Annotated in this window: 21 protein-coding genes and 1 pseudogene; 9 read left to right on the top strand and 13 right to left on the bottom strand. The window is 72.5% G+C overall.

What is annotated here, in order from left to right; all coding sequences use genetic code 11:
* Positions 1-2: 2 nt before the first annotated feature.
* The 5 genes from WA640_RS22825 to WA640_RS22845 all read right to left on the bottom strand — a co-directional run bounded on the left by WA640_RS22825 (position 3) and on the right by WA640_RS22845 (position 5,376).
* Complete coding sequence (locus tag WA640_RS22825; protein ID WP_335990816.1) at positions 3-659, bottom strand: response regulator transcription factor; 657 nt, start codon at positions 657-659, stop codon at positions 3-5.
* Positions 656-1,795 (bottom strand): sensor histidine kinase, encoded by a 1,140-nt coding sequence (locus tag WA640_RS22830; protein ID WP_335990968.1) that lies wholly within the window; start codon positions 1,793-1,795, stop codon positions 656-658. Before WA640_RS22830 ends, WA640_RS22825 begins: the two co-directional genes overlap by 4 nt.
* On the bottom strand, positions 1,795-2,631 hold the full coding sequence (locus tag WA640_RS22835; protein WP_335990818.1) for a CPBP family intramembrane glutamic endopeptidase: 837 nt from the start codon (positions 2,629-2,631) through the stop codon (positions 1,795-1,797). The genes WA640_RS22830 and WA640_RS22835 overlap by 1 nt, the downstream gene beginning before the upstream one ends.
* A gap of 193 nt (positions 2,632-2,824) precedes the next feature.
* The gene (locus WA640_RS22840; protein WP_335990820.1) at positions 2,825-4,000 is read right to left on the bottom strand and encodes an erythromycin esterase family protein; all 1,176 of its coding nucleotides are present in this window, start codon (positions 3,998-4,000) and stop codon (positions 2,825-2,827) included.
* A gap of 146 nt (positions 4,001-4,146) precedes the next feature.
* Complete coding sequence (locus WA640_RS22845) at positions 4,147-5,376, bottom strand: DUF418 domain-containing protein (protein WP_335990822.1); 1,230 nt, start codon at positions 5,374-5,376, stop codon at positions 4,147-4,149.
* 76 nt (positions 5,377-5,452) lie between these two features.
* On the opposite strand from WA640_RS22845, the gene WA640_RS22850 reads away from it, so the two are divergent.
* Complete coding sequence (locus tag WA640_RS22850) at positions 5,453-6,250, top strand: TetR/AcrR family transcriptional regulator (protein WP_442904802.1); 798 nt, start codon at positions 5,453-5,455, stop codon at positions 6,248-6,250.
* A 45-nt stretch (positions 6,251-6,295) separates the two neighbouring features.
* Here the strand turns inward: WA640_RS22850 and WA640_RS22855 are convergent, their stop codons facing one another.
* The 6 genes and pseudogenes from WA640_RS22855 to WA640_RS22875 all read right to left on the bottom strand — a co-directional run bounded on the left by WA640_RS22855 (position 6,296) and on the right by WA640_RS22875 (position 12,485).
* On the bottom strand, positions 6,296-7,411 hold the full coding sequence (locus WA640_RS22855) for a hypothetical protein (protein ID WP_335990824.1): 1,116 nt from the start codon (positions 7,409-7,411) through the stop codon (positions 6,296-6,298).
* 98 nt (positions 7,412-7,509) lie between these two features.
* Complete coding sequence (locus WA640_RS28915) at positions 7,510-8,316, bottom strand: SigB/SigF/SigG family RNA polymerase sigma factor (RefSeq protein ID WP_442904803.1); 807 nt, start codon at positions 8,314-8,316, stop codon at positions 7,510-7,512.
* A 168-nt stretch (positions 8,317-8,484) separates the two neighbouring features.
* A pseudogene (locus WA640_RS28920) lies at positions 8,485-9,741 on the bottom strand (MFS transporter); the annotation flags it as partial.
* 47 nt (positions 9,742-9,788) lie between these two features.
* Complete coding sequence (locus WA640_RS22865) at positions 9,789-10,226, bottom strand: RpiB/LacA/LacB family sugar-phosphate isomerase (protein ID WP_335990826.1); 438 nt, start codon at positions 10,224-10,226, stop codon at positions 9,789-9,791.
* A complete protein-coding gene (locus tag WA640_RS22870) occupies positions 10,223-11,314 on the bottom strand; it encodes a PfkB family carbohydrate kinase (RefSeq protein WP_335990827.1) in 1,092 nt (363 codons plus the stop codon). Before WA640_RS22870 ends, WA640_RS22865 begins: the two co-directional genes overlap by 4 nt.
* A 175-nt stretch (positions 11,315-11,489) precedes the next feature.
* Positions 11,490-12,485, bottom strand: coding sequence for a LacI family DNA-binding transcriptional regulator (locus WA640_RS22875; RefSeq protein ID WP_335990828.1), 996 nt, complete (start codon positions 12,483-12,485; stop codon positions 11,490-11,492).
* Positions 12,486-12,788: 303 nt separating this feature from the next.
* Between WA640_RS22875 and WA640_RS22880 the strand changes: the two genes are divergently transcribed.
* Positions 12,789-13,805 (top strand): LacI family DNA-binding transcriptional regulator, encoded by a 1,017-nt coding sequence (locus WA640_RS22880; RefSeq protein WP_181245961.1) that lies wholly within the window; start codon positions 12,789-12,791, stop codon positions 13,803-13,805.
* On the opposite strand, the gene WA640_RS22885 is transcribed toward WA640_RS22880, so the two are convergent.
* Complete coding sequence (locus WA640_RS22885; RefSeq protein ID WP_442904804.1) at positions 13,802-14,674, bottom strand: diacylglycerol/lipid kinase family protein; 873 nt, start codon at positions 14,672-14,674, stop codon at positions 13,802-13,804. The two genes, WA640_RS22880 and WA640_RS22885, sit on opposite strands and share 4 nt — an antisense overlap.
* Before the next feature lie 98 nt (positions 14,675-14,772).
* Positions 14,773-15,729, bottom strand: coding sequence for an NAD(P)-dependent alcohol dehydrogenase (locus WA640_RS22890; protein WP_335990832.1), 957 nt, complete (start codon positions 15,727-15,729; stop codon positions 14,773-14,775).
* Between the two features lie 213 nt (positions 15,730-15,942).
* Between WA640_RS22890 and WA640_RS22895 the strand changes: the two genes are divergently transcribed.
* The 7 genes from WA640_RS22895 (at position 15,943) to WA640_RS22925 (ending at position 22,546) form a co-directional block, all read left to right on the top strand.
* Complete coding sequence (locus WA640_RS22895; protein ID WP_106366625.1) at positions 15,943-16,272, top strand: hypothetical protein; 330 nt, start codon at positions 15,943-15,945, stop codon at positions 16,270-16,272.
* A 142-nt stretch (positions 16,273-16,414) separates the two neighbouring features.
* On the top strand, positions 16,415-17,335 hold the full coding sequence (locus WA640_RS22900; protein ID WP_335990834.1) for a MurR/RpiR family transcriptional regulator: 921 nt from the start codon (positions 16,415-16,417) through the stop codon (positions 17,333-17,335).
* On the top strand, positions 17,332-18,105 hold the full coding sequence (locus WA640_RS22905; RefSeq protein ID WP_335990835.1) for an SIS domain-containing protein: 774 nt from the start codon (positions 17,332-17,334) through the stop codon (positions 18,103-18,105). The genes WA640_RS22900 and WA640_RS22905 overlap by 4 nt, the downstream gene beginning before the upstream one ends.
* 101 nt (positions 18,106-18,206) lie before the next feature.
* Positions 18,207-19,559 carry an N-acetylglucosamine/diacetylchitobiose ABC transporter substrate-binding protein gene (gene ngcE / locus WA640_RS22910; protein WP_335990837.1) on the top strand — a complete coding sequence of 451 codons (1,353 nt, stop codon included), beginning with the start codon at positions 18,207-18,209 and terminating at the stop codon, positions 19,557-19,559.
* Positions 19,560-19,571: 12 nt separating this feature from the next.
* Complete coding sequence (locus WA640_RS22915) at positions 19,572-20,480, top strand: carbohydrate ABC transporter permease (protein WP_335990838.1); 909 nt, start codon at positions 19,572-19,574, stop codon at positions 20,478-20,480.
* The gene (locus tag WA640_RS22920; RefSeq protein ID WP_335990839.1) at positions 20,477-21,304 is read left to right on the top strand and encodes a carbohydrate ABC transporter permease; all 828 of its coding nucleotides are present in this window, start codon (positions 20,477-20,479) and stop codon (positions 21,302-21,304) included. The genes WA640_RS22915 and WA640_RS22920 overlap by 4 nt, the downstream gene beginning before the upstream one ends.
* Before the next feature lie 51 nt (positions 21,305-21,355).
* On the top strand, positions 21,356-22,546 hold the full coding sequence (locus WA640_RS22925; RefSeq protein WP_335990841.1) for a family 16 glycosylhydrolase: 1,191 nt from the start codon (positions 21,356-21,358) through the stop codon (positions 22,544-22,546).
* The last annotated feature ends 1 nt before the right edge of the window (position 22,547 follow it).

Here is a 22,547-nt window from a genome sequence, read left to right on the forward strand (position 1 = left end):
CTTCAGGCGGCGAGGCCGTGCCGGTAGGCGTAGACCACGGCCTGCACGCGGTCGCGCAGGCCGAGCTTGGCGAGGATGCGGGAGACGAACGTCTTCACCGTCTCGGGGCTGATGACCAGGGCCGCGGCGATCTCGCTGTTGGAGCGGCCGTCGGCGATGAGCCGCAGCACCTCCAGCTCGCGCGGGGTCAGCGGGATGTCCGCGGGCCCGCCTGCGGGGCGGATGCGGGCCGCGTACCTGCCGACGAGCGCGCGGGTCACCTCCGGGTCGAGGAGGGCCGCGCCAGTGGCGACGGTCCGGATGCCTTGCAGCAGTTGGGCGGGCGGGGCGTCCTTGAGGAGGAACCCGCTCGCGCCCGCCCGCAGGGCCTCGTACACGTACTCGTCGAGGTTGAACGTGGTCACCACCAGGACCTTGACCGGGTCCTCGACCGCCGCGCCCGCGAGGAGCCTGGTCGCCTCGATGCCGTCGAGGACGGGCATGCGCACGTCCATGAGGACCACGTCGGGCCGCAGCCGCCGCGCCAGGTCCACCGCGGACTGCCCGTCGCCGCACTCGCCCGCGACCGCCAGGTCCGGCTGCGCGTCGATGATCGTGACCAGGCCGGTGCGGATGAGCATCTGGTCGTCGCACACGAGGACCCGGATCGGCGCGGTCACGAAGCGCCCCTTGCCGGGATGCGCGCCCGGATCGCGAACCCGCCCTCGGTCTCGCCCGCGTCGAAGTCCCCGCCGAGGAGGTCCACCCGCTCCCGCAGCCCCGCCAGACCCCGCCCGGAGCCTTGCGCGGCCGGGCCCGGACCGGACCGGCCCGTCGCCACCTCCACCGTGATGTCGCTGTCCCGGTGGCGCACCAGGACCCGCGTCGGGCTGCTGCGGGCGTGCTTGAGCGCGTTCGTCAATCCCTCTTGGACGATCCGATACGCGACGAGGTCGGCGCTGCCGGTGGACGCCGCGGGCGTGCCCTCCTCGGTGAACTCGACCGGCTGCCCGGCCTGCCGCGTCTGCTCCACGAGCGTGAGGAGCCTGCCCACGGGCGGCGTGCGCGGCTCGGCCCCGCGGCCCGGTTCGAGGAGGTCGAGGAGGTGCCGCAGGTCGGTGACGGCGCGGCGGCCGGTCTCGCCGACCGCTTCGAGCGCCTGGTCGAGGCGTTCCGGTGCGGCCGTGAGGTACCGGGCCGCCTCCGCCTGCACGACCATCGCGGTCACGTGGTGCGTGACCACGTCGTGGAGCTCTCGCGCGATCCGCGTCCGCTCCGCGGCCCGCGTCTCCGCCGCGACATGGCGGCGCCGCTCGGCCTCGGCCGCCCGCGTCGACCGCAGCCACGCCCCGACGCCCCACGTCACCGCCAGCATCACGTAGAACGTCGCGAACCCGCCGACGCCCTCGGTCGACCCGAGCCCCGCGAGCGCGAACGCCAGGGCCACGTAGACGATCGTGAGCACCCCGATCGCGGTGCGCCGGAACCGCTCCAGATGCGCGCCCGCGCTCAGCAGCGCGATCGCCAGGGCCGTGCCCGCGACCGTGTGGTAGCTCCCGAGCGACGCGAGGACGAACCCGAGCGCGACCAGCCCGAGACTCACGCCCGGCAGGCGCCTGCGCAGAGCGAGGGGCAGGCATTCGAGCGCGAGGATCGCGAACCCGAGCGTGTCGAGCGGCCGGCCCGGCAGGTCGCCGACCTGCGTCTCGTGGCCGCGGAGCACCGGGAGGAACGACAGGGCCGCCAGCAGCAGCCCGAGGGGGAGGTCCCGGACCGCGACGTCGAGGCGGCGCCACCGGTCCGGGAGGGATCGCATCACCGGGGCAGTGTAGCGGCGGCGGCCTGGGCGCGGTCGCGGCGGCGCATCGGCACGATGGTGCCGCGGCGCTTCGCGATCCACAGGAACACGATGGTGAGCACCGTGCCCGCGAACACCGCGTACCCGCTGCCCTCGGGGCCGAAGTCGCCGCCGCTGATCGCGATCGGGCCGGAGGTCGCGGCGTCCAGGAGCCCCTGCGGGGTCCCGTTCCCCGAGACCTCGGTGCTGAAGATCGCCGACGCCGCGATGTTCCATCCGAAGTGGAGCCCGATAGGCAGCCACAGTCGCCGCGTGGCGATGTACGCCGCGCCGAGCATCCCGCCCGCCTCGATCGCGATCGCGATGGCGCCCCACAGGGTCGCGTTCGGGTTGAGCAGGTGCGACAGGCCGAACAGGACGCTCGTGGAGCCGAGCGCGATCCACGTCCCGAACCAGCCCTCGACGATCCGCAGCAGCACCCCGCGGTACAGCAGCTCCTCAGTGACGGCCGCCGCGGCCATGAACCCGACCAGTCCGATCGCGCCCTCCGGCGATCCGAGGCCGTCCACCGTGTAGTGCCCGAGGAACGCGATGTTCGCGATGACGAACCCGAACATCGCCACGCCCAGCAGCGTCCCCAGCGCCGTCCCGCCGACCGCGCGCGGCCGCCCGAGTTCGACGACCGTGCGCCGCTCGGTCTTCGCGACCACCCACCGGTACACGACCACCGCGACCACCGCGGTCGCCAGGCCGATCGCCAGTTGCAGCCACGGACTCCCGTCGGTGGCGTTCAGGCCCTGACCGCCGAGGAAGGCGATCAGCGCGACCGCCAAGAGCTGCCATACCAGTCTCATGAGCACTCCTTCGCAGATCCGCAGCGGGGGCGCCGCGGCTGCCCTGAACGCTACGGACCGGCACGCCCGCCCGAATCCCCGCGAAGTTGACAATTCCGCGTAGCTCGCACGGGGGACAAGACCCCTGTCATCCCGGGGCCGAACCCTCTCCTTCCCTTCCGGTCTCCCCGATCCGACAATCCATTCCCAGTGGTCACGACCTCCCTTCCCCGGCGGTCACGCCGTCCACCACGCCCGGCAGCGGCCGCGTCTGCGTGATCGTCCGGACGAACCCCAGATAGTCCACCGCCCCGGCCAGGTCCGGGATCTCCATCGAGTGATCGCCGTCGGCGGCCGGGTCGTAGACCCCCGCGATGATCCGCAGCCGCACCGGGCCGCCCGGCCAGCCGTCCTCCCGCAGCGGCAGCAGCGCCCCGTCGACGCCGCTGTCGAACAGCGCCCGCTCCACCAGGCCCTCTCGCGGTTCGGGGATGCGCATGCCGCCGCGGATCACCCCGTGCCCGAACGCCAGCAGGACCGACACGTACCCGTCGCCGAACCGCTCCCGCAGCAGGCTCCCGGCCGTCGCGAACCGGGTGCCCGCCTTCAGCGCGACCTCCGCATCGGGCACCACCCCGGTCAGTGCGAAGCCGTCGAAGTAGACGACCTTCTGCCCGGACTCCTCGTGCACGTTCGCGATCCGCTCGGCGATGCCCCTCGACGTCGCCGCGAAGTCGTGCTTCGCCGCCACCGAGTTCGCATGGAACGAGACGATCCGCTCGGCCAGGTCTACGGTGCCCTGCCCGGGCGCCGCCGCCCGCACCAGCTCCAGCGCCTCGCCCGCGAGCTCCGCGAAAGGGCGGCCCGGATGCACCCCCTGGTGGATCTGGAGGTGCTCGTTGAAGTCGTGCGCGGTCCTGATGACCTCGTACCGCTCCCGCAGCACCGCCGCCGTCCCGGCGTCGACCGCCGCGACCACCCGGTCGTAGTCCTCGGGCTCGGCCTGCGCGGGACCGTTGCCCGCGAACCGCACCGGCGACACGTCCCGGCGCTCGTTGAACGCCCGCACCCACGACAGCAGTTCCGCCGTCGACTCGGTGCGGTTCGGCAGCCAGCCCGACCGCACCACCTCGTCCAGGTCCGAGCGCCGCCCGAGCACGTACGCGTCCATCCGCTCGGCGACGTTCGCGCTGTCGGGGATCACGATGATCCGGTACCCCGCCTCCTCGACCAGCGCCTTAATAATGCCGACCCGGTACCGGTCGATCTCGGCCGCCTCGCGGGTGTTCTCGCCGATGCCGACCACCGAGGCCGCCTTCGCCGCCGCGACGATCGGCCCCGGGTCCCCGAGGGGCCCGGCGTGGCCGCGGATCCATTCCGTGGTGTTCATGGTCGCCTCCGATGCGTGTGGTGTCTCCGCGGTCGAGGCTACGGAGGGCGCGACTGGCCCCGCATCTGTCGAACGACCGAAGCCGCCCCTGACGAAGGTCGGGGCCCGCCGACCGGCAGGCCCCGACCTTCGTCAGGGGCGGGCGATCAGCGCTCGCCCGCCTTGCGGGCGTAGACCATGCGCCGCAGCAGCATCTCCGCCGGGCCCCGGTACCGCGCGCGCCGCATCACGTCGGCCGCGACCACCGTCAACGCCCACACCAGGACCGCGCACAGCCCCGACACCAGCAGCGGGCTCCCGGAGCGCTCCGCGAGCGCCAGCCCGAACGGCGCCGCCAGCGCCACCCACGCCACCGACTGGAACAGGTACCCCGTCAGCGACCGCTGCCCGAGCGACGACACCGCCGTGACGATGACCCCCTGCTTCTCCTTGCGGCGCAGCGCGTACGCGATGAGCCCGAAAATCGCTGCGTACCCGAGGCCGCCGAAGAAGCCGGTCGTCTCGTACAGCATCTTCGCAGACCCGGCCGTCGCCTCGTCCATGTCGATCGCGCCCGCCGTCAGCAGCGCCATCGGCAGGCCGCCCGCCAGCGCCACCGCGAGGCCGCCGACCGCGACGGTGCGCAGCAGCGCCAGGTGCTCCTGCGGCGCTTCGAGGATGCGGTGCCGCGCGGCCCACGCGCCCACCCACACCATGAGGATCATCGGCAGCACCGTCAGCGTGTGCACCGGCCACTCGGCCGCCCGCTCGGCGAGCGAGGAGAGGTACGTGGCCGCCGTCGCGGACGGGAACGGGGACACCGGGATCGCCGCGCCGCTGCCGCCGCCCGCCAGGCCGGCGACGGCCAGCGCCGCCAGGACGAGCGTGTACGCGCCGCCGACCGCGAGGTACCAGGGCGCGAAGCGGTGCACGCGCTCCGAGCGCTGGAGCAGCAGGAGCGTGAAGAGGATGCAGATGAGGCCGTACGCGCCGAGGAAGTCCCCGGAGTAGAGCAGCACGCCGTGCACGGCGCCGAAGAGGAACAGCGCCGCGCCGCGGCGCAGCAGCACGTTCCGCACCTGCCGCGGCGAGGCCCCGGACTGCTCCTGGCGGCGCGAGAGCTGCACCAGGCCGTAGCCGAAGAGGAGGGCGAACAGCGGGAACGCGCGGGCGTGCACGAGCTCGACCATGAGGAGGTTGTAGACGCGCTCGAAGCCCTGCGGGTGCAGCTCGACGCCGGGGGCGCTGGCGAGGAAGTACCCGGCGCTGTTGGCGAGGGCGATGAGCAGGAGCATGGCGCCGCGGGCGAGGTCGGGCGCGAGGGCCCGCTCGCCCTGGCGGACGGGGCCGCGGGCGGTGCCGGGCCGGGGCGGGGCGGTGGCGGTCGGGGTGGTCATGTCGATTCCTTCGTTCGGTGGATCGAGTTAGTGTCTGAAGGATACTATACGAGGGACACTAATGGGGTGTGCGATGATGGCCCCCCGCGTCCCCGCGAGCAGAATGGAGGTCGGCCAGGCCATGGACCAGGAGCGCGTGCCGCAGGAGCTGGCGCGGCTGTGGCGCATCACACCCGATGCGAAGCGGGGCCGCCCGGCCCGGCTCGACGTCGGCACGGTCGTCGACGCCGCAGTGGCCCTGGCCGACCGCGAAGGCATTGCGGCCGTGACGCTCCCGCGCGTTGCCGAGGCCCTCGACGTGACCAAGATGTCGCTCTACCGCCACGTCGGCTCCAAGGACGAGCTCCTCGACCTCATGCGCGACGCCGCCCAGGGCCCCGTCCCCGCGTCCCTCGCGGGCACCGGGCCGTGGCGCGAGCGGTTGCGGCTGTGGGCGGTCGAGCAGCTGGCCGTCCTCGACGCCCATCCCTGGCTCACGGAGGTCCAGCCCTCGGGACCGCCGAACGGCCCCAACGGGATCGACTGGTTCGACGCCGGGCTCCGCACGATGCGCCCGACCCGCCTCGACTGGGGCGCGAAAGTCGGCGCGATCATGATCGTCAGCGGCTACGTCCTCAGCGCCGCGCAGCTCGCCCAGTCCCTCGCGCGCGGACGCGAGGGCACGGGCATGGACCAGGCCGCCGCCGAGCGCGAGTACGGGCGCGCGATGGCCCGCCTGGTCGACCCCGAGCGCTTCCCCGACGCCGCCGCGCTCTTCAGCGGCGGGCTCCTGGAGGACACGGGGGAGGACACCGGCGAGCAGGACTTCGCGTTCGGCCTCGATCTGCTCCTCGACGGCGTGGCCGTCGCGGTAGCGGCTGCCGAAGCGCCGTAAGGAAACGGCCCCGCGCCGTGCAGCGCGGGGCCGGTCCGTGTTCGATTAGCGGGCTGAGAACTCCTGGATGAGCGGCACGTACTCTGTCGGCTGCCCGCCGCCCTCCTCGCTCGTGGGCGTCCACAGGCACGGCAGCTCCGACTGGCACTCGGGACTCCACAGCAACGCCACCGAAGCGCCGCCGTCGCGCATGCCCTCGATCGCGGCGCGCATGAGCGCCACCGAGCTCGACTCGTCGGCGGCCGACGCGGGCGCGTAGAACTCCGACCACCACACCGGCAGGTCGGTGCGCGCGGTGATCCACTCGGTGACGTCGCGGAACTTCTCGTACGTGCCCGCCGTCCCCGGGTGGTGGCCGTCGTTCGTGGACGACCACGCGTCGACGGTGAAGAACTCGGCGCCGTCGGCGTTCGCGAGCCAGTACTCCATCGCATCGAGGTCGCGCTGGTCGGCGGTGCCCCAGGCGCCCTGGAGGTCCGAGCAGTCGTGGGTGCAGTCCTGGAAGCTGTTGAGCGACACGTACGGCCCGCCGATCAGGGCGTCGGGCCGCACCTCCTTGACGGCGGCGTACACCAGGTTGTACAGCTCGGTGTAGCCCTCGTAGTCCCACCGGTTGAGGTCGTCGTTCCAGAAGCCCTTGAACTCGTTCCACACCTGGAAGTACTTCACCTGCGGGTACTTCGCGGCGGCCTCGGCCGACAGTTGCGCGTACTCGTCGTAGAACTCCGGCTGCGGCGCCTCGTAGTGCTCGGGCCAGTCCTCGCCGGAGGGGGTCATCCAGCCGGGCGCGCAGCAGAGGGTCATGACCGGGACGCCCTCGGTCGATTCGATGAGGTCCATGCGCTCGTCGAGGCTGCCCCACTCGCGGGCGCTCGAATCCGGGTCGGGCCAGGGGTTCTCGGCGCCGAAGCCCATGAGGTGCTGGTTCTGCAGGGGGCCGACGCCGCTCAGGATCTCCCGCGCGTCCTCCACGGCCTGCTCCTCGCCCCACCAGTCGGCGCTGAGGCGCTCGTGGGTGACGCCGACCTGGAACGCGGCGTCCGCGTTCTCGGCATGGGCGGGGACGGTGACCGCGGCGACCGCCAGGAGGCTCGCCGCGGCCAGGCCGAGCATCGCGAACCGGCCCCGTCGCCTCGCTCCGATTACTCTGTGGAGGGTCATGGATCTCCTTACGGCAGAAGGGATATCGCCGACCTCATGCTATGGCTTCGGACACTCCGGGGCAAGCGTCGCGATGCGGTCGGCGGTCCCTGTTCCCGTCAGGCCTCCATGGACTCGGCGAATTCCTCCCTGAGCCCGCCGAGGGTGCGGCTCAGCAGCCGGGAGACGTGCATCTGCGAGATGCCGACCTCCTGGGCGATCTGCGTCTGCGTCATGTCGCCGAAGTAGCGCAGCGCCAGGATCTTGCGCTCGCGCTCGGGAAGCTCCTGGATGAGCGGCGCCAGCGACTCGTGCTCTTCGATGAGCGCGAGTGCGGCGTCCTCGTCGCCCAGGGTCTCGGCCAGCGGGAGCCGGCCGTCGTCCTCGAACGGGGACTCGTCGAGCGAGACCGGCCGGTACGCCTGGCGCGCTTCGAGTCCTTCGAGGACCTCCTTCTCGGTGATGCCGAGGTGCGCGGCGAGCTCGGCCTCCGTCGGCGGGCGGCCGAGGCGCTGCGAGAGTTCCGGGGAGGCGCGGTTGATGCTGAGGCGCAGTTCCTGGAGGCGGCGGGGGACGCGCATGGGCCAGGTGGTGTCGCGGAAGTGGCGGCGGACCTCGCCCATGACCGTGGGGACGGCGAACGAGAGGAAGTCGGAGCCCTTGCCGGGGTCGAAGCGGTCCACGGCGTGGATGAGGCCCACCGACGCGACCTGGATCAGGTCGTCCTTGGCGATCCCCTTGCCGGAGAAGCGCCTCGCGATGTGCTCCGCCAATGGCAGGTATCCGGTCACGAGCCGGTCCCTGACCTCCGACCACCGCGGGTCGTCCTGGTCGAGTCCCGCCAGTTCGGCGAACAGCGGCTCCAGGTGGGCGTACTCGCCGGATCCGCTCTGCTTCTGTCGCTGTGCCTGCTGTACTTCGATCATCGTCGTCCTCCCGCATGCTGATCGGCCGGGGCGCTTGTCGTCCGTCGATGCACATCGGTGCTCCGAAGGGCAGGGATGCCCTCCGGAGCCCGTTTCTAATCCTCTGCGGGCCTTGGCGACGAGTTCGTTCACGCGGGCGCGCTCCTCGCGGCCCCACGTCTCCTTCGTCAGCAGGATGCCGACCAGGCCGACGAGCGCGGCGAACAGGTACAGCATCGACGCGCCGGGCCAGCCGAACTCCCCGACGAGCGCGGCCGCGAGGAGCGGCGCGAACCCGCCGAGCGCGGCGGCGATCTGGTACCCGAGCGAGGCGCCGGAGGTCCTTGTGGCCGTGCGGAACTGCTCGGTCAGCAGCGAGCCCTGCGTGCCGGTGAGGGACGCGTGGATGAGGCCGATGCCGATGACGAACACCGCGACCACGAGCGCCGGCTCGCCGTCGTTCGTCAAGAGGTACATGGGGAACGCGAAGACCGCGGCCGCGATGCACCCGGCGATGTAGACGGGGCGCCTGCCGATCCGGTCGGTGAGCGTGCCGGCCAGGAACGTCACGGCGATGGCGGTGATGCTCGCGGCGGTGATCGCGCCGAGCGCGACGGGCCGCAGGTCCGGTTCGCGCTCGGAGATGTAGTTCAGCAGGTACGTGGCGGTCGAGTAGTACGCGAACGACTCGACGACGCGCAGGGCGATGACGCGGAGGATGCCGCGCCAGTCGTCGCGCCACGTCGCGATGAACGGGTTCTTCTCGGTCTTCCCGGCGGCCTGCGCCTCCTGGAACTCGGGGGACTCCGAGAGGCGGGAGCGCACGATGAGCGCGACGATGACGAGGACGGCGCTGAACAGGAACGGCGTGCGCCACTGCCAGTCGCCTTCCAGGGTCGCGCTCCACGCGAACATGCCGCTCGCGAGGGCGATGCCGAGCGGGTTGCCCGACTGGGGGATCGCGGCGAACATGCCGCGGCGGTGCCACGGCGCGTGCTCGTACGCCATGGTGATCGCGCCGCCCCATTCGGCGCCGAACGCGAGGCCCTGGACCATGCGGACGGCGGTGAGGATGATCGGGGCGGCGACGCCGATCTGCGCGTACGTCGGCATGAGGCCGATCGCGAAGGTCGCGGCGCCCATGACGATCATGGCGCCGACGAGGACGGGCTTGCGGCCGTAGCGGTCGCCGAGGTACCCGCCGACGGCGCCGCCGAGGGGGCGCATGACGAAGCCGACCGCGAGGGTCGCGAACGCGAGGAGCGTGCTCGTCAAGGGGTCCTCGGACGGGAAGAACACCGGGCCGAAGTACAGCGCGGCGGCCGTGCCGTAGGCGATGAAGTCGTAGTTCTCGACGCTGGTGCCCGCGGCCGCCGCGATGGCGGTCTTGACGCGGTCCTTCGAGCCGAGCGGGCTGCGTATGGGGGCGGTCGCTGTCTGGGTCATGCGGGGGATCTCCTTTGATCGGTGCCGGGAGCGGATGGGCGGGCAGGTCAGTCGAGGGCGTTGAGTTTGGCGACGCGGCGGCGCGTGTCCTCGTCGTCGTCGAAGACGGCGCCGAGGAACTCGCGCACGATGTCGGGGATCAGCGCGTGGGGGACGAGCCAGGCGCCCATGGCGATCGCGTTCGCGTCGTCGTGCTCGACGGCCTGGTGCGCGGAGTACGGCTCGTGGGCGAGCCCGCAGCGGATGCCGCTGAGCTTGTTCGCGGCCATGACCGCGCCCTGGCCGGTGCCGCACACGAGGATCGCGCGGTCGGCGCGCCCGTCCTGGACCGGACGGCAGGTGTCCTGCGTGATGTCCGGGAAGTCGACGGGCTCGGTGCTGCCGGTGCCGCAGTCGAGGACCTCGTGCCCCAGGCCCTCGATCACCTGGCGGACGGTGTCCTTCATGGGGAAGCCGGCGTGGTCGGCTCCGAGCGCGATCCTCATCGAGTGGTGTTCCTTTCTGTTGCGGCGGTAAGCCTCTCGGCGGCGAGTCGCCGGACCTCGTCCCGGTGCGGGATCGAGGCGGAGGCCCCTGGTCGGGTGACCGCGAGCGACGCGGCGTCGAGGGCGCGCCGGAGCCGTTCGCGCAGCGGCAGCTCGGCGAGCGCCGCGAAGTAGCCGGCGAACGTGTCGCCCGCTGCGGTGGTGTCGACGGCCTCGACCCGGCGGGCCTCGGCGCGTCCTGTGGCGCCGCCGACGCGGTACACCGCGCCTTCGGCGCCGAGCGTGCAGATGACGTCGGCCCCGGTCGCCGCGGCGACCGCGGCGACCAGCCGGTCCACCGGCGTTTCGATTCCGGTCGGCCGGATCGGCGCGGTCCCTTCGGAACCGGTCCGCGGGACCGCGGCCGGTCGGGTGCCGCTGTTCGAATTCAGGGCCGGGGGGATGTCGGTCGCGCCGAGTAGCGTTGCGAGTCGTCCGAGTTCGTGCTCGTTCACCAGCAGGAGGTCATGCCCATCGACCAGTTCCTCTGAGGACTCCGGTGCCGGAGCCGCATTCCAGACGACCGCCGCGCCCGCCTCGCGGGCCAGTCCCGCGGCGAGTCGGGAGGTCGCCGCCGGGACCTCGTTCTGGAGCAGCACCACGTCGCCGGGGCCGAGCGTCCGGCACGCCTCCTGAACGGCCGCATCCGGAATCGCGCGGTTCGCCCCCGCGACGACGACGATCGAGTTCTCGGCCGCATCGTCTATGAACACGAACGCGCGGCCCGACGGGACGCCGTCCAGGCGCGCGACGCCCACAGTGCCGACCCCGTCGGCATCGAGCGCCGCGAGCAGCGGACCGCCGTCGCCCGCGCCGACGGCCCCGACCATCCGCACCTCGGCCCCGGCCCGGGCCGCGGCGACGGCCTGGTTGGCGCCCTTCCCGCCGAGCGCGGTGTCCGCCGACCGCGCGCCCACGGTCTCCCCGGGCCCGGGGAACCGCTGCACGCGAACGGCATCGTCGATGTTGACGCTGCCGACCACGAGCACACGGGTGCGCCGGCGACCGTCCGCGGTAGCGGACGACGAGGGCGCGATCGGGGCGCTCATGCGGCACCTCCGGCCGGGCCGGTGGCGAGCAGTGCGACGGCGCGAGTCGACGCTGCGCGGCCGCGGTCTGCGAGACCGCGCGGTCGTGATGCGAGGAGGTCGTGCGACGAAGCGGCCGCAGGGGTGCGCACCGCGCGGCGGCGGTCCGCGGTGTCGGGATTCGGGCTGCGGTCGGTCATGCGGCACTTCCCGCGGAGCGGTCGATGAAGGTGGTGGCGATGCGCTGCGGAGTTGCGGTGCCGCCGTTGATGAGGGCGAGGAGGCCGCGGACTCCGGCGCGGCCGATCTCGGGGGCGTCGTTCTTCACCGCGCTCACGGGCGGGGACATGAAGGCGAACCATTCGACGTCGTCGAAGGACACGAACTCGATGAGCGAGGCCGCTTCGGCGCCGAGCCGTTCGTGGACGGCGCGCATGGCGCCGAGCGTGGTCTGGCCGTTGGCGCCGAAGACCGCCGTCGGGAGCGCCCCGCGGTCGAGGATGCGGAGCATCGCCTCGGCGGCGCCGTCGGCGAGGAAGTCGCCCGCGTCGACCAGGGCGTCGTCGGTGCAGATCCCGTGCGCTTCGCGCCCGGCCAGGTAGGCGTCGTGGCGCTCCGCGCCCGTCGAGAACGTCTCCGGGCCGCCGATGAAGGCGACGTCGCGGTGCCCGCGGCGCTGGAGCCACTTGAGCGCCTGGGCCACGCCGCCCGCGTTGTCGGTGCCGTACAGCGGCGCGTCAACGCCCTCGATCGACCGGTTGAGCAGCACGATCGGCAGGTCCGAGGCGAGCAGCGCCTCCAGGCGCGGCGTCTTGGGGCCCTGCGGCGACAGCAGGAGCCCGTCGATGCGCTGCGAGGCGAAGACGTCGAGCACGGCGTCCGCCTGCGCCGCGTCCTCGTTGGCGTTCGCGAGGATCACCGTGTAGCCGTGGGCGCGCGCCTCCTGCTCGGCCGCGTGGGCGAGCTCCGAGAAGAACGGGTTGCGGATGTCGGAGACGAGGAGCCCGAGGACGTCGGTGCGGGCGCGGCGCAGGGAGCGGGCCGGGCCGTTGGCGATGTAGCCGAGTTCGGCGGCGGCGGCGAGCACGCGGCTGCGCGAGTCGGGGGAGGTCTGCGGGCTGCCGCTGAGCACCCGGGAGGCGGTGCCGACGGCCACCCCGGCCCGCGCCGCGACGTCCTTGATCGTGGCCAACGGTGCCACCTCTCTGTGGTTCCTCTGCGGTCATGGATTCCATTCTCATGGAATCGTTTCCATGACGGAAACGTTTCCACCGTAACACCGGCCCGGACGGGAACGCAACCCCGTCACGCCGGATCGCCCGCAGAGCAGGGCCCGAAACACCGGCCACCGGACCGGCCGCGTCCGTCCCCACCAGCGCTCCCGCGGCTCCCGCGCCTCCCCGGTCAACGGAACTTGAAATAGACTCCTATGATTCAGTCAGTCCAGCCGGTGCTCGCACCCACGTGCGGCGATCGACGATCCGAAGGGGGAGCCGTGGGCGACAAGCGCCGTCCGGCGGCGAAGGGCAAGACCCCCGCGACCATCTACGACATCGCGCGCATCACCGGCGTCAACCCCTCGACCGTCTCCCGGGCCCTCAACCAGCCCGGCCGCGTCAGCGCCAGCACCGAGCAGCGCATCCGCGAGGCCGCCGCCGACCTCGGCTACCGCACCAACCCGATGGCCCGCGCCCTCCCCACCGGCAAGACCGGCACCCTCGGCCTCCTCGTCTCCGACCTCACCAACCCCGTCTACTTCGACCTGGTACGCGGCGCCGAGCGGATCGCCCGCGAGCACGACACGATGCTCATCTTCGCCGACTCCCAGGAGTCGCCCGAACTCGAACGCTCCACCGCCGAGCGCCTCCAGATCGCCGTCGACGGCCTCCTCCTCGTCGCCTCCCGCCTCGAAGACGCCCAGATCCAGGAACTGGCCGCCGCCAAGCCGATCGTGGCCGTCAACCGCCCCGTCCCCGGCGTGCCCTCCGTCGCCCCCGACGTGCAGCCCGGCATGGTCGAGTCCCTCGACCTCCTCCACGGCCTCGGCCACCGCCGCATCGCCTACCTCGCCGGGCCCGAGGCCTCCTGGATGAACGGCATGAAGTGGGTGACCGCCCACGACCTCGCCGTCGACCGCGGCATGTCCATCGTGGAGATCCAGTCCTCCGCGCCGACCCGCGAAGGCGGCACCGAGGCGTTCGCCGACGTCATGGCCGCCGACGTCACCGCCGTCCTCGCCTACAACGACCTCATCGCCCTCGGCCTCATCGGCGCCTGCCAGCAGCACGGCGTCGCCGTCCCCCGCGACCTGAGCCTCATCGGCTTCGACGACATCTTCGGCGCCGACCTGTCCGCGCCCGCGCTCTCCACCGTCCGCTGCTCCTGGGGCGACATGGGCTCCCGCGCCGTCTCGAAGCTCTTGGGTGCCATCGAAGGCGACGCCAGCGGCGCCGAGCTCAACCTCCCCACCGAGTTCGTCTCCCGCGCCTCAGTCGCCGCCCCCGGCCGCTAGCGCACCCGGACCGCCCGCTCCTGCACCGAGACCGCGAACGACGCGGTCTCGCCGAGGTCGTCGCCGTCGACCTCCAGCATGAGCGGCCGCGACAGCTCCACCGACAGGGTCCGCGCCCGCCCGTGCTCCGCCGTGTCGGCGCTGGCGGCCCGGTCCTGTCCGGTGATGAGGCGTCGGACCCCGTTGTCCCACACGAAGGACCGGAGCGTGTCGATCCACTGCCCCACGCCTTCGGCGCTGAGCAGCAGCAGGTCCAGCTCGCCGTCCGTGGGGTCGGCGTCGGGGAGCAGCCGGATGCCGCCCTGGAGGGTCCCGCAGTTGCCGACGAGCAGCGTGTGCCCGGAAGTGCGCTCGGGGGCGCCGCCGTCCACCGCGAGGTCGATGTCCACGACCTCGGTCGCGTTCACCGCCCGCCCCAGCGACTCCACATAGGCCAGCCAGCCGACGCGGCTCTTGAGGTCGTCGTCGGTCTCGGCGATCATGTGCGCGTCGATCCCGAAGCCCAGCAGCACGGCGAACGCACTGCGCACGGCCTCGCCGTCCACGTCGGCCTCGACCCAGCCGAGGTCGATCGCCGCGGCCCGGCCGTCGAACGCGCGCTCCATGGCCTTCGCGAGGTTGTTGAGCGGCACGCCGAGGTTCCGCGCGAGGAGGTTCCCGGTCCCCATCGGGACGATCCCGAGCTCGGCCCGCGCGCCGGTCGCGGCGAGCCGCTCGGCGACGGCCCGCACGGTCCCGTCGCCGCCCGCGGCCACGACCACGTCGGCCCCGGTCCGGAGCGCCTCGTCGGTGGCGCCGCGGCCCGGGTCGTCGGGGCTCGTCTCGTGCCACGTGAGCGCCGCGTCGGTCGCGGGAAGGGCCTTGCGCAGGTCCTCGCGTGCGGTCTTCGACGGGTTCCACACGATCGCGATCCGGTCGCCTGCCATCGTCGTCTCCTTGTCGCGCACGGGTGCTCAGACTAGCGACCTCACGCGACCTCCACGACGACCTTCCCCTGATTGTCCCCGGCGGCGAGCCGCCGGAACGCCGCGGGCGCCTCCGCGAGCGGGTACACCCTGTCGATGACGGGCGCGACCGCGCCGTCGAGCACGAAGGCCGTCACCGCTTCGAGCTCGGCCCGCGACTGCGGCACCGCGAGCACCCGGACCCGCTTCCGGGACCCGATCCCCGCGGCGGGTCCGGCGAGGAGTACCGCGAGGAGGATCCGCGCGTGCCCGCCGACCATGAGGTACCGGCCGCCGGGGCGCAGCGCCCGCTGCACGCGGAACGGCGAGCGGTGCCCCACCAGGTCCACGACCCGGTCATAGGCCCCGTGCCGGTCGGCCCAGTCCTCGTCCTCGAACGCGATGGTGTCATCGGCCCCGACGCGCCGCAGGTAGTCCGCCTTGTCGGCCCGGTCCACCGCGGCCACCTCGGCGCCGAAGTGCTTGGCGAGACCGATGACCATCGCGCCCCCGGCTCCGCCCGCGCCGTTGACGAGCACATTCTCGCCGCCCTTGATTCCCGCGGTCGCCTTGAGCGCGATGCAGCCCGCCTGCGGAATCGCCGCCGCATCCACGAAGGACAACCGGGCGGGCTTGCGGGCGAGGAGCGCCGGCGGCGTCGCCACGTACTCGGCAAGACCGCCTCGGTACCCCAGCAGCTCCCCGAAGACCTCGTCGCCGGGCGCGTACTCGGTGACGGCGCTCCCGACCGCTTCGACCACACCCGCCACATCGGACCCCGGCACGGGTCTCCGCGGAGCGCGCAGCCCGCCGAGCCTGGCGTAGAACGGGCTCCCGGCGAGGTTCTCGCGGTCCGAGCCGTTGAGCGACGCGGCCCTGACCTTGACGAGCACCTCGCCCTCCGCGGGCTCGGGGCGGGGGAGCTCGCCCAGTCCGATCTGGTCGGGGCTCCCGTATCGATGCTGGACGACGGCTCGCATGGCGGACTCCTGTCTCGCGCCGGAACGTCCAGCATAGACGGACTCGCCACTGCCCTGATTCCGCGAACCCGGTCACTTCGCACCCCCTGGGGGCCTTGACAATCACCCTCGCACCGAGGCAGTGTGATCACCAGCACATCGAGTTGCCTCGATGTGCTCGACAGGCCCGCGCCCACCTCGCGGAGCCCCGCTAATTGAAGAAGGAGTCAGCGCATGTCCACTCTCTCGCAGCCGGTGCGCGGTGCCGCCGCGGCGCGCCCCCAGTCCCTGCGCGGCCCGATCCGCCTGGTGCTGGCGCTCGCCGCCGGACTCGTCGTCGCCGTCCTCTGCGCCGCCGCCTTCGGCTCGGTCGGCACGCCGCCGGCGCGGGCGGTCGCCGTAGCGGTCGCGGCCTGCTTCGGGCTCACCGTCGTCTGGCAGCGATGGCGCTTCGCCCGCACCCGCACCAGGCTCGTCACGGGGATCGCGCTCCTCGTCGCCTGCTACGCCGCCGCCGTCGCGGTCTTCCTGGTGTCCTTCGACGTCGCGTTCCCCGCCTCCTGACCACCTTCCGCGGGCGCCCGGACCCCGGCCCGGGCGCCCTTTCCGTGCGCCGTGGTGAAATTTATTCTTCTGAAGCGTTGACTTGGCGGCGTGTTCATCGTAATTTTCTTCATAAGGAAACTTCAATGAAAGGAATTCTCCAGTGACGACGGTGCGGAACCAGAGCGTGGTCGGGCGCCTCCGGACGGAGCTCGCGACGCTTCCCGATGCGCTGCAACGGGTCGCGACGCGGATCCTGGAGGACCCGGACGGCGCGGCACGGGCGTCCATCGCGGACCTCGCCGACCGCGCCGGGACCTCCACGGCCACGGTCACCCGCTTCTGCCGCGTCCTCGGCTTCTCCGGGTACGCCGAACTGCGCGTGGCCCTCGCCGCCGAAGGGGGCCGCGCCGAGCAGGCCCGCTGGGAGACCGACATCGACCGCGAGATCGAGCCGGGCGACCCGCTCGACCGGGTCCTGGGGGTCGTCGCCAGCGCCGACTCCCGCGCGATCCAGGAGACCGCCTCGCGCCTCGACCTCGACCGGATCGACCGGGTCGCCGGGGCCGTCGCCGAGGCGGGCCGCGTCGAGCTCGTGGGCCTGGGCAGCAGCGGCACGGCCGCAAGGGAACTGGCGTTCCGCCTGGAGCGCATCCGCATCCCCTGCTGGTTCCGGCCCGACACGCACACCGCGCTCACCAACGCGGCGCTCCTGCGCCCCGGGGACGTGGCGATCGGCCTGTCGCACTCGGGCCGCACCCGCGAGGTCGTCGAGGTCCTCGCCGAGGCCCGCGAGCAGGGCGCCCTCACTGTCGCGGTGACCTCGTTCGACCGCTCGCCGATGGCGCAAGCCGCCGACGTGGTGCTCACGACCGCCGTGCGCGAGACGACGTTCCGCCTCGCCGCGCTCTCGGCGCTGCACTCGCAGCTCCTGGTCCTCGACCTCATCTACGTGGCCGTCGCGCAGCGCACCTACGAGCGCACCACCGAGGCGTTCGAAGTGACCGCCAGGGCCGTGCAGGCCCACCGCTTCGCCGACGAGCCGAACCGCAATCGGCGCAACCGATCCCAGGAGGACCAGTGACCATCGAACCCGCCCCCGCGCGCATCACCGGCGCGGCCTACCTCGACCTCGCGACCGAGACGATCCGCCGCGTGGGGGAGCGGCAGGCCGACGCCGTCGCCGAGGCCGCGCGGCTCATCGCCGACTCGATCAGTGCGGGCGGCGTGCTCCAGGCGTTCGGGTCCGGGCACTCCGAGGCCCTCGCGATGGAGCTGGCCGGGCGCGCCGGAGGCCTGGTGCCCTCCAACAAGATCGCGCTGCGGGACCTGGTCCTCGCGGGCGGCGAGCCGCTGGAGGTGCTCGCGGACCCGTTCCTGGAGCGCGACCCCGACGTGGCCCGCCGCCTCCTCGAAACCGTGCCGACCGAACCCGCCGACGTCTTCGCCGTCGCCTCGAACTCCGGCATCAACGGCGTGGTCGTCGAACTCGCGCTCCTCGTGAAGGACAAGGGCCACCCCCTGATCGCCTTCACCTCCGCCGAGCACAGCACCAAGACCCCCTCGCGGCACCCGTCCGGCAAGCGCCTCAGCGAGATCGCCGATGTCGTGCTCGACAACGGCGCGCCCTACGGCGACGCCGCGATGCCGCTGCCCGGCGGCGGCGCGGTCGGCGCGGTCTCCTCCGTGACCTCGGCCGTGCTCGCCCAGATGGTCGTCGGCGAGGCCGTGCAGCGCCTCATCGACGCCGGGCACACGCCCCCGGTCTACCTGTCCGCCAACATCCCCGGCGGCGACGACCACAACCTCTCGCTCGAAGCCCGCTACGCCGGGCGCATCCGCCGCACCGCCTGACCCGACATGCCTTAGCCGTTCTGCCCCAACCCCTCCGACCTCGCGAAAGGCCCCTCATGGACGTCCGCTCCTCCCGTCGCGCCCTCCTGCAACTCTCCACAATGGCTGGTGCATCGGCCGTGCTCTCCGGCTGCGTCACCGCGGGCGGCGACGGCCCGGCCGAGCAGGCCACCGGCGCCGTCACCGACGACAACCCGCTCGGCGTCCCCGACGGCGCCGACCTCGAAGTGGTCGTCTTCGACGGCGGCTTCGGCTCCGAGTACACCCAGCACGCCGTCACCCTCTACGAGGAGCGCCACCCCGGTGCCGCCGTCACCCACGAAGGGCTCCAGAAGGTCGGCGAGGTCCTCCAGCCCCGCTTCGTGTCCGGCGAGCCGCCGGACGTCGTCGACAACACCGGCGCCGGGCGCCTCGACATCGCCGCGCTCGCCGCCGCGGGCCAGCTCACCGACCTCGCCGACCTGCTCGACGCCCCCAGCCTCGACGATCCGGCCGTCGCGGTCCGCGACCTGCTGCTGCCCGGCGTCGTCGAGGACGGCACCCTCGACGGCACCGCGGGCTTCCTCAACTACTCCTATGTGGTCTGGGGGATCTGGTACTCCCGCAGCCTCTTCGAGCAGCACGGCTGGACCGCCCCGGCCACCTGGGACGACATGCTCGCCCTCTGCGGCGAGATCAAGGGCGCCGGGATCGCGCCGTGGACCTGGCAGGGCAAATACCCCGAGTACATGATGGACCCGCTCCAGTCCCTCGCCGCCAAAGCGGGCGGCCTCGACCTCGTCTACGCCATCGACAACCTCGAACCGGACGCGTGGCGCCAGGACGGCGTCCTCGCCGCCGCCGAGGCGATCCACGCCCTCGTCACCGGCGGCCACATCCTCGAAGGCTCCGAGGGGCTCTCCCACACCGAAGCCCAGAACGCCTGGTGCACCGGGCAGGCCGCGTTCATCCCGTGCGGGTCCTGGATCGAGGGCGAGCAGCAGGACGTCACCCCCGAGGGCTTCGACATGGCGATGGCCCCCGTCCCCGCCCTCACCGCCGCCGACACCCTCCCGTACGGCGCCGTCCAGGGCTCCAGCAGCGAGTCGTTCCTCGTCCCCGCCCAGGCCCTCAACCCCCGCGGCGGCCTCGAATACCTCCGCTGCCTCTTCTCGACCGAGGTCGCCCGCGGCTTCGCCGAGTCCGCGAAGGCCATGCCGGTCGTCAAGGGCGCCACCGACGGCCTCGACCTCTCGCCGGGCCTCGCCTCCGTCGCCGCCGCGCTCGACACCGCCGGAGAGCACGTCTTCGGCTACAGGTACCGCACCTGGTACCCCGAGCTCGCGGTCGAAGTGGACACCGCCACCGGCGAACTCCTCGCCGGGCGCGCCGACCCCGAGACCTGGGCCGACCGCATCCAGGCCGCCGCTGACGCCGTCGCCGCCGACGACTCCGTCGTCAAGTACGAGCGCTGAGCGGGGGCGGCCATGCGACACGGCAGGTACCGGTTCCTGATCGGGGCGCTCGCGCCGCCCCTCCTGCTCTACGGCGTCTTCGTCGTCTCGCCCTACGCCCAGGCGTTCTACCTGGCCCTCACCGACTGGGACGGCCTGTCGGCCGAAGCCCGGATCGTGGGCCTCGCGAACTTCGCCGACCTCTGGTCCGACCCGCTGTTCCTTGCGGCCCTTCGCAACAACGGGATCATGCTCCTCATCGTCCCGACCGCCGTGATCGCCCTCGCCCTGTTCTTCGCCGCCTGCCTCACGCTCGGCGGCGGCACGAAGCGCCGCGGCGTGCGAGGCTCCGGGCTCTACCGCATCGTCTACTTCTTCCCGCAGCTCCTGTCCGTGGCGATCCTCGGCGTCCTCTTCCAGTTCGTCTACACGCCCGGGGACGGGCTCCTCAACGGCCTCCTCGGCGCCGTCGGCCTCGACTCGCTCGAACGCGCCTGGCTCGCCGACCCCGCCACCGCCCTGGCCGCCGTCACCGCCGTCATGATCTGGTCCGCCGTCGGCTTCTACGTCGTCCTCTTCACCGCCGCAATGGAATCCGTCCCCACCGATGTCGTCGAAGCCGCCGTCCTCGACGGCGCCGGACGGTTCACCGTGTTCCGCCGCATCACCCTCCCGCTCGTCGGCGACAGCGTCCAGACCGCCTTCGTCTACCTCGGCATCCTCGCCCTCGACGGGTTCGCGCTGGTCCAGATCATGACCGTGGGCCCCGGCGGCCCCGACAACGCCACCGAGGTCGTCGGCCTCACCCTCTACCGCGCCGCGTTCACCTACGGCGAGTTCGGATACGCCTCCGCCATGGGCGTCACCCTCTTCTTCATCACCCTGACGCTCACCGCGCTCGCCCTGCGCGCCACCAGAAGAGAGCGGGTGGAACTCGCATGAAGACCCGCCTTTCGGACTCGCTGCTCCATGTCGTCCTCGCCGTCTGGGCCCTCCTCGTGACCCTCCCGCTCGCGTGGGCCGTGCTCTCCTCCCTCAAGACCGACGCCGAGATCTTCGCCAGCCCCTGGTCCCTTCCCGCGTCCCCGCAGTGGGGCAACTGGGTCCGCGCCTGGCAGGAGGCCCACATCGGCCGCTACCTGCTCAACACCCTCATCGTCGTCGGCGGCGCCCTCGTCCTCGTCATGCTCCTGGGCGCCCTGACCGCATACTGCCTCGCCCGCTACGACTTCCCCGGCAACCGCGTCATCTACTTCGGACTCGTCGCCGGGATGCTCTTCCCCGTGTTCCTCGCCCTCGTCCCCCTGTTCTTCGTCGTCGACCAGCTCGGCCTCCTCGGCACCTACCACGGGCTCATCCTCGTGTACGCCGCCTACGCCCTGCCCTTCACCGTGTTCCTCCTCCACGCCTTCTTCCGCGGCCTCCCCACGGCCACAGCCGAAGCCGCGTTCATCGACGGCTGCTCCCACGCCGGGGTGTTCTTCCGCGTCATGCTCCCCATGGCCCGCCCCGGCATGGTCTCGGTCGGCATCTTCAACTTCCTCGGCCTGTGGAACCAGTACCTGCTGCCCCTCGTCCTCAACCCCGACCCCGACCGCTACGTCCTCGCCCAGGGCCTCGCCGCCCTCGCCGTCAGCCAGGGCTACCGCAGCGACTTCTCCGGCCTCTTCGCCGGACTCGTCATCGCGATCCTCCCCGTCCTGGCGGCCTACGTCCTGTTCCAACGGCAGATCCGCGCCGGCCTCACCGCCGGGGCGGTCCGCTGACCCGTCCCTCCGATCCGTGCGACACGAGTTCGACCAGAAAGGGAGCTCTCCATGACCACCATCCGCACCCCGCGCAGGCGCCTCATCGGCGTCGCCGCGGCGGCCCTCGCCCTCGCGGCGGCGGGAACGGCCACCGCGACCTACGCGGACCGCACCGCCGACGCCGCCGAGCCCGCCGCCTGCGACGGCGTCCTCTTCGACGACTTCGCCTACGACTCCTCCGCCGACCCCGACATCGCCGCCCGCGGCTGGACCGTCCGCACCAACGCCGGAGGCCCCGGCGTCCCCGGCGCGGCCTGGCCCGCGAGCAACGTCTCGTTCCCCACCGTGGACGGCGCGAAGTCGCTGCAACTGCGCGCCGCCACCGACGGCACCGGCGGCGGCACCAGCCACGCCGAACTCTTCCACCAGCAGAAGTTCTTCGAGGGCACCTACGCCGCCCGCGTCAAGTTCGCCGACGCCCCCGTGAGCGGCACCGACGGCGACCACCTCGTCGAGACGTTCTTCACCATCACCCCGCTCGACGCGCCCATGGACCCCGACTACGGCGAGATCGACTTCGAGTACCTCCCCAACGGCGGCTGGGGCGAGACCTCCAACATCCTCTACGAGACCACCTGGGAGACCTACCAGGCCGAGCCCTGGGTCGCCGACAACGTCAACAACAACCAGCGCCAGAGCTACAACGGCTGGCACGACCTCGTCTTCACCGTCTCCGGCGGCCACGTCAAGTACTACGTGGACGGCGCGCTCGTCGCCGACCACTCCGGGAAGTACTACCCGGAGACCCCCATGTCGATCAACTTCAACCTCTGGTTCATCGACACCGCCGCCCACGCGGGCGGCACCAGCGTCTACAACCAGCAGGTCGACTACGTCATGCACACCGCGGGCGAGGTCCTCAGCCCCGCCGAGGTGAACACCCGCGTCGCCGGGTACCGCGCCGACGGCGTCGACCACACCGACACCGTGGGGACCGGCGGCGGCGAATGCCCCACCGACCCGCCCACCACCGACGAGCCCACCGACCCGCCGACCGGCGCCGACTGCGGCACCGCGCCCGACTGGTCCTTCGGATCCGTCTACACCGCAGGGAACACCGTGGTCCACGAGCGCAGCGCCAACGGCGACCCGAGCGGCCCGAAGTCCGGCGACGGGGAGCACCTGTGGCGCGCCAACTGGTGGACCCAGGGCTCCGAGCCGGGCTGGACGCCGCAATGGACCGACCTGGGGCCATGCTGAT

It is taken from the genome of Glycomyces sp. MUSA5-2, assembly GCF_037034145.1.
Taxonomy (GTDB): Bacteria; Actinomycetota; Actinomycetes; order Mycobacteriales; family Micromonosporaceae; genus Glycomyces; species Glycomyces artemisiae.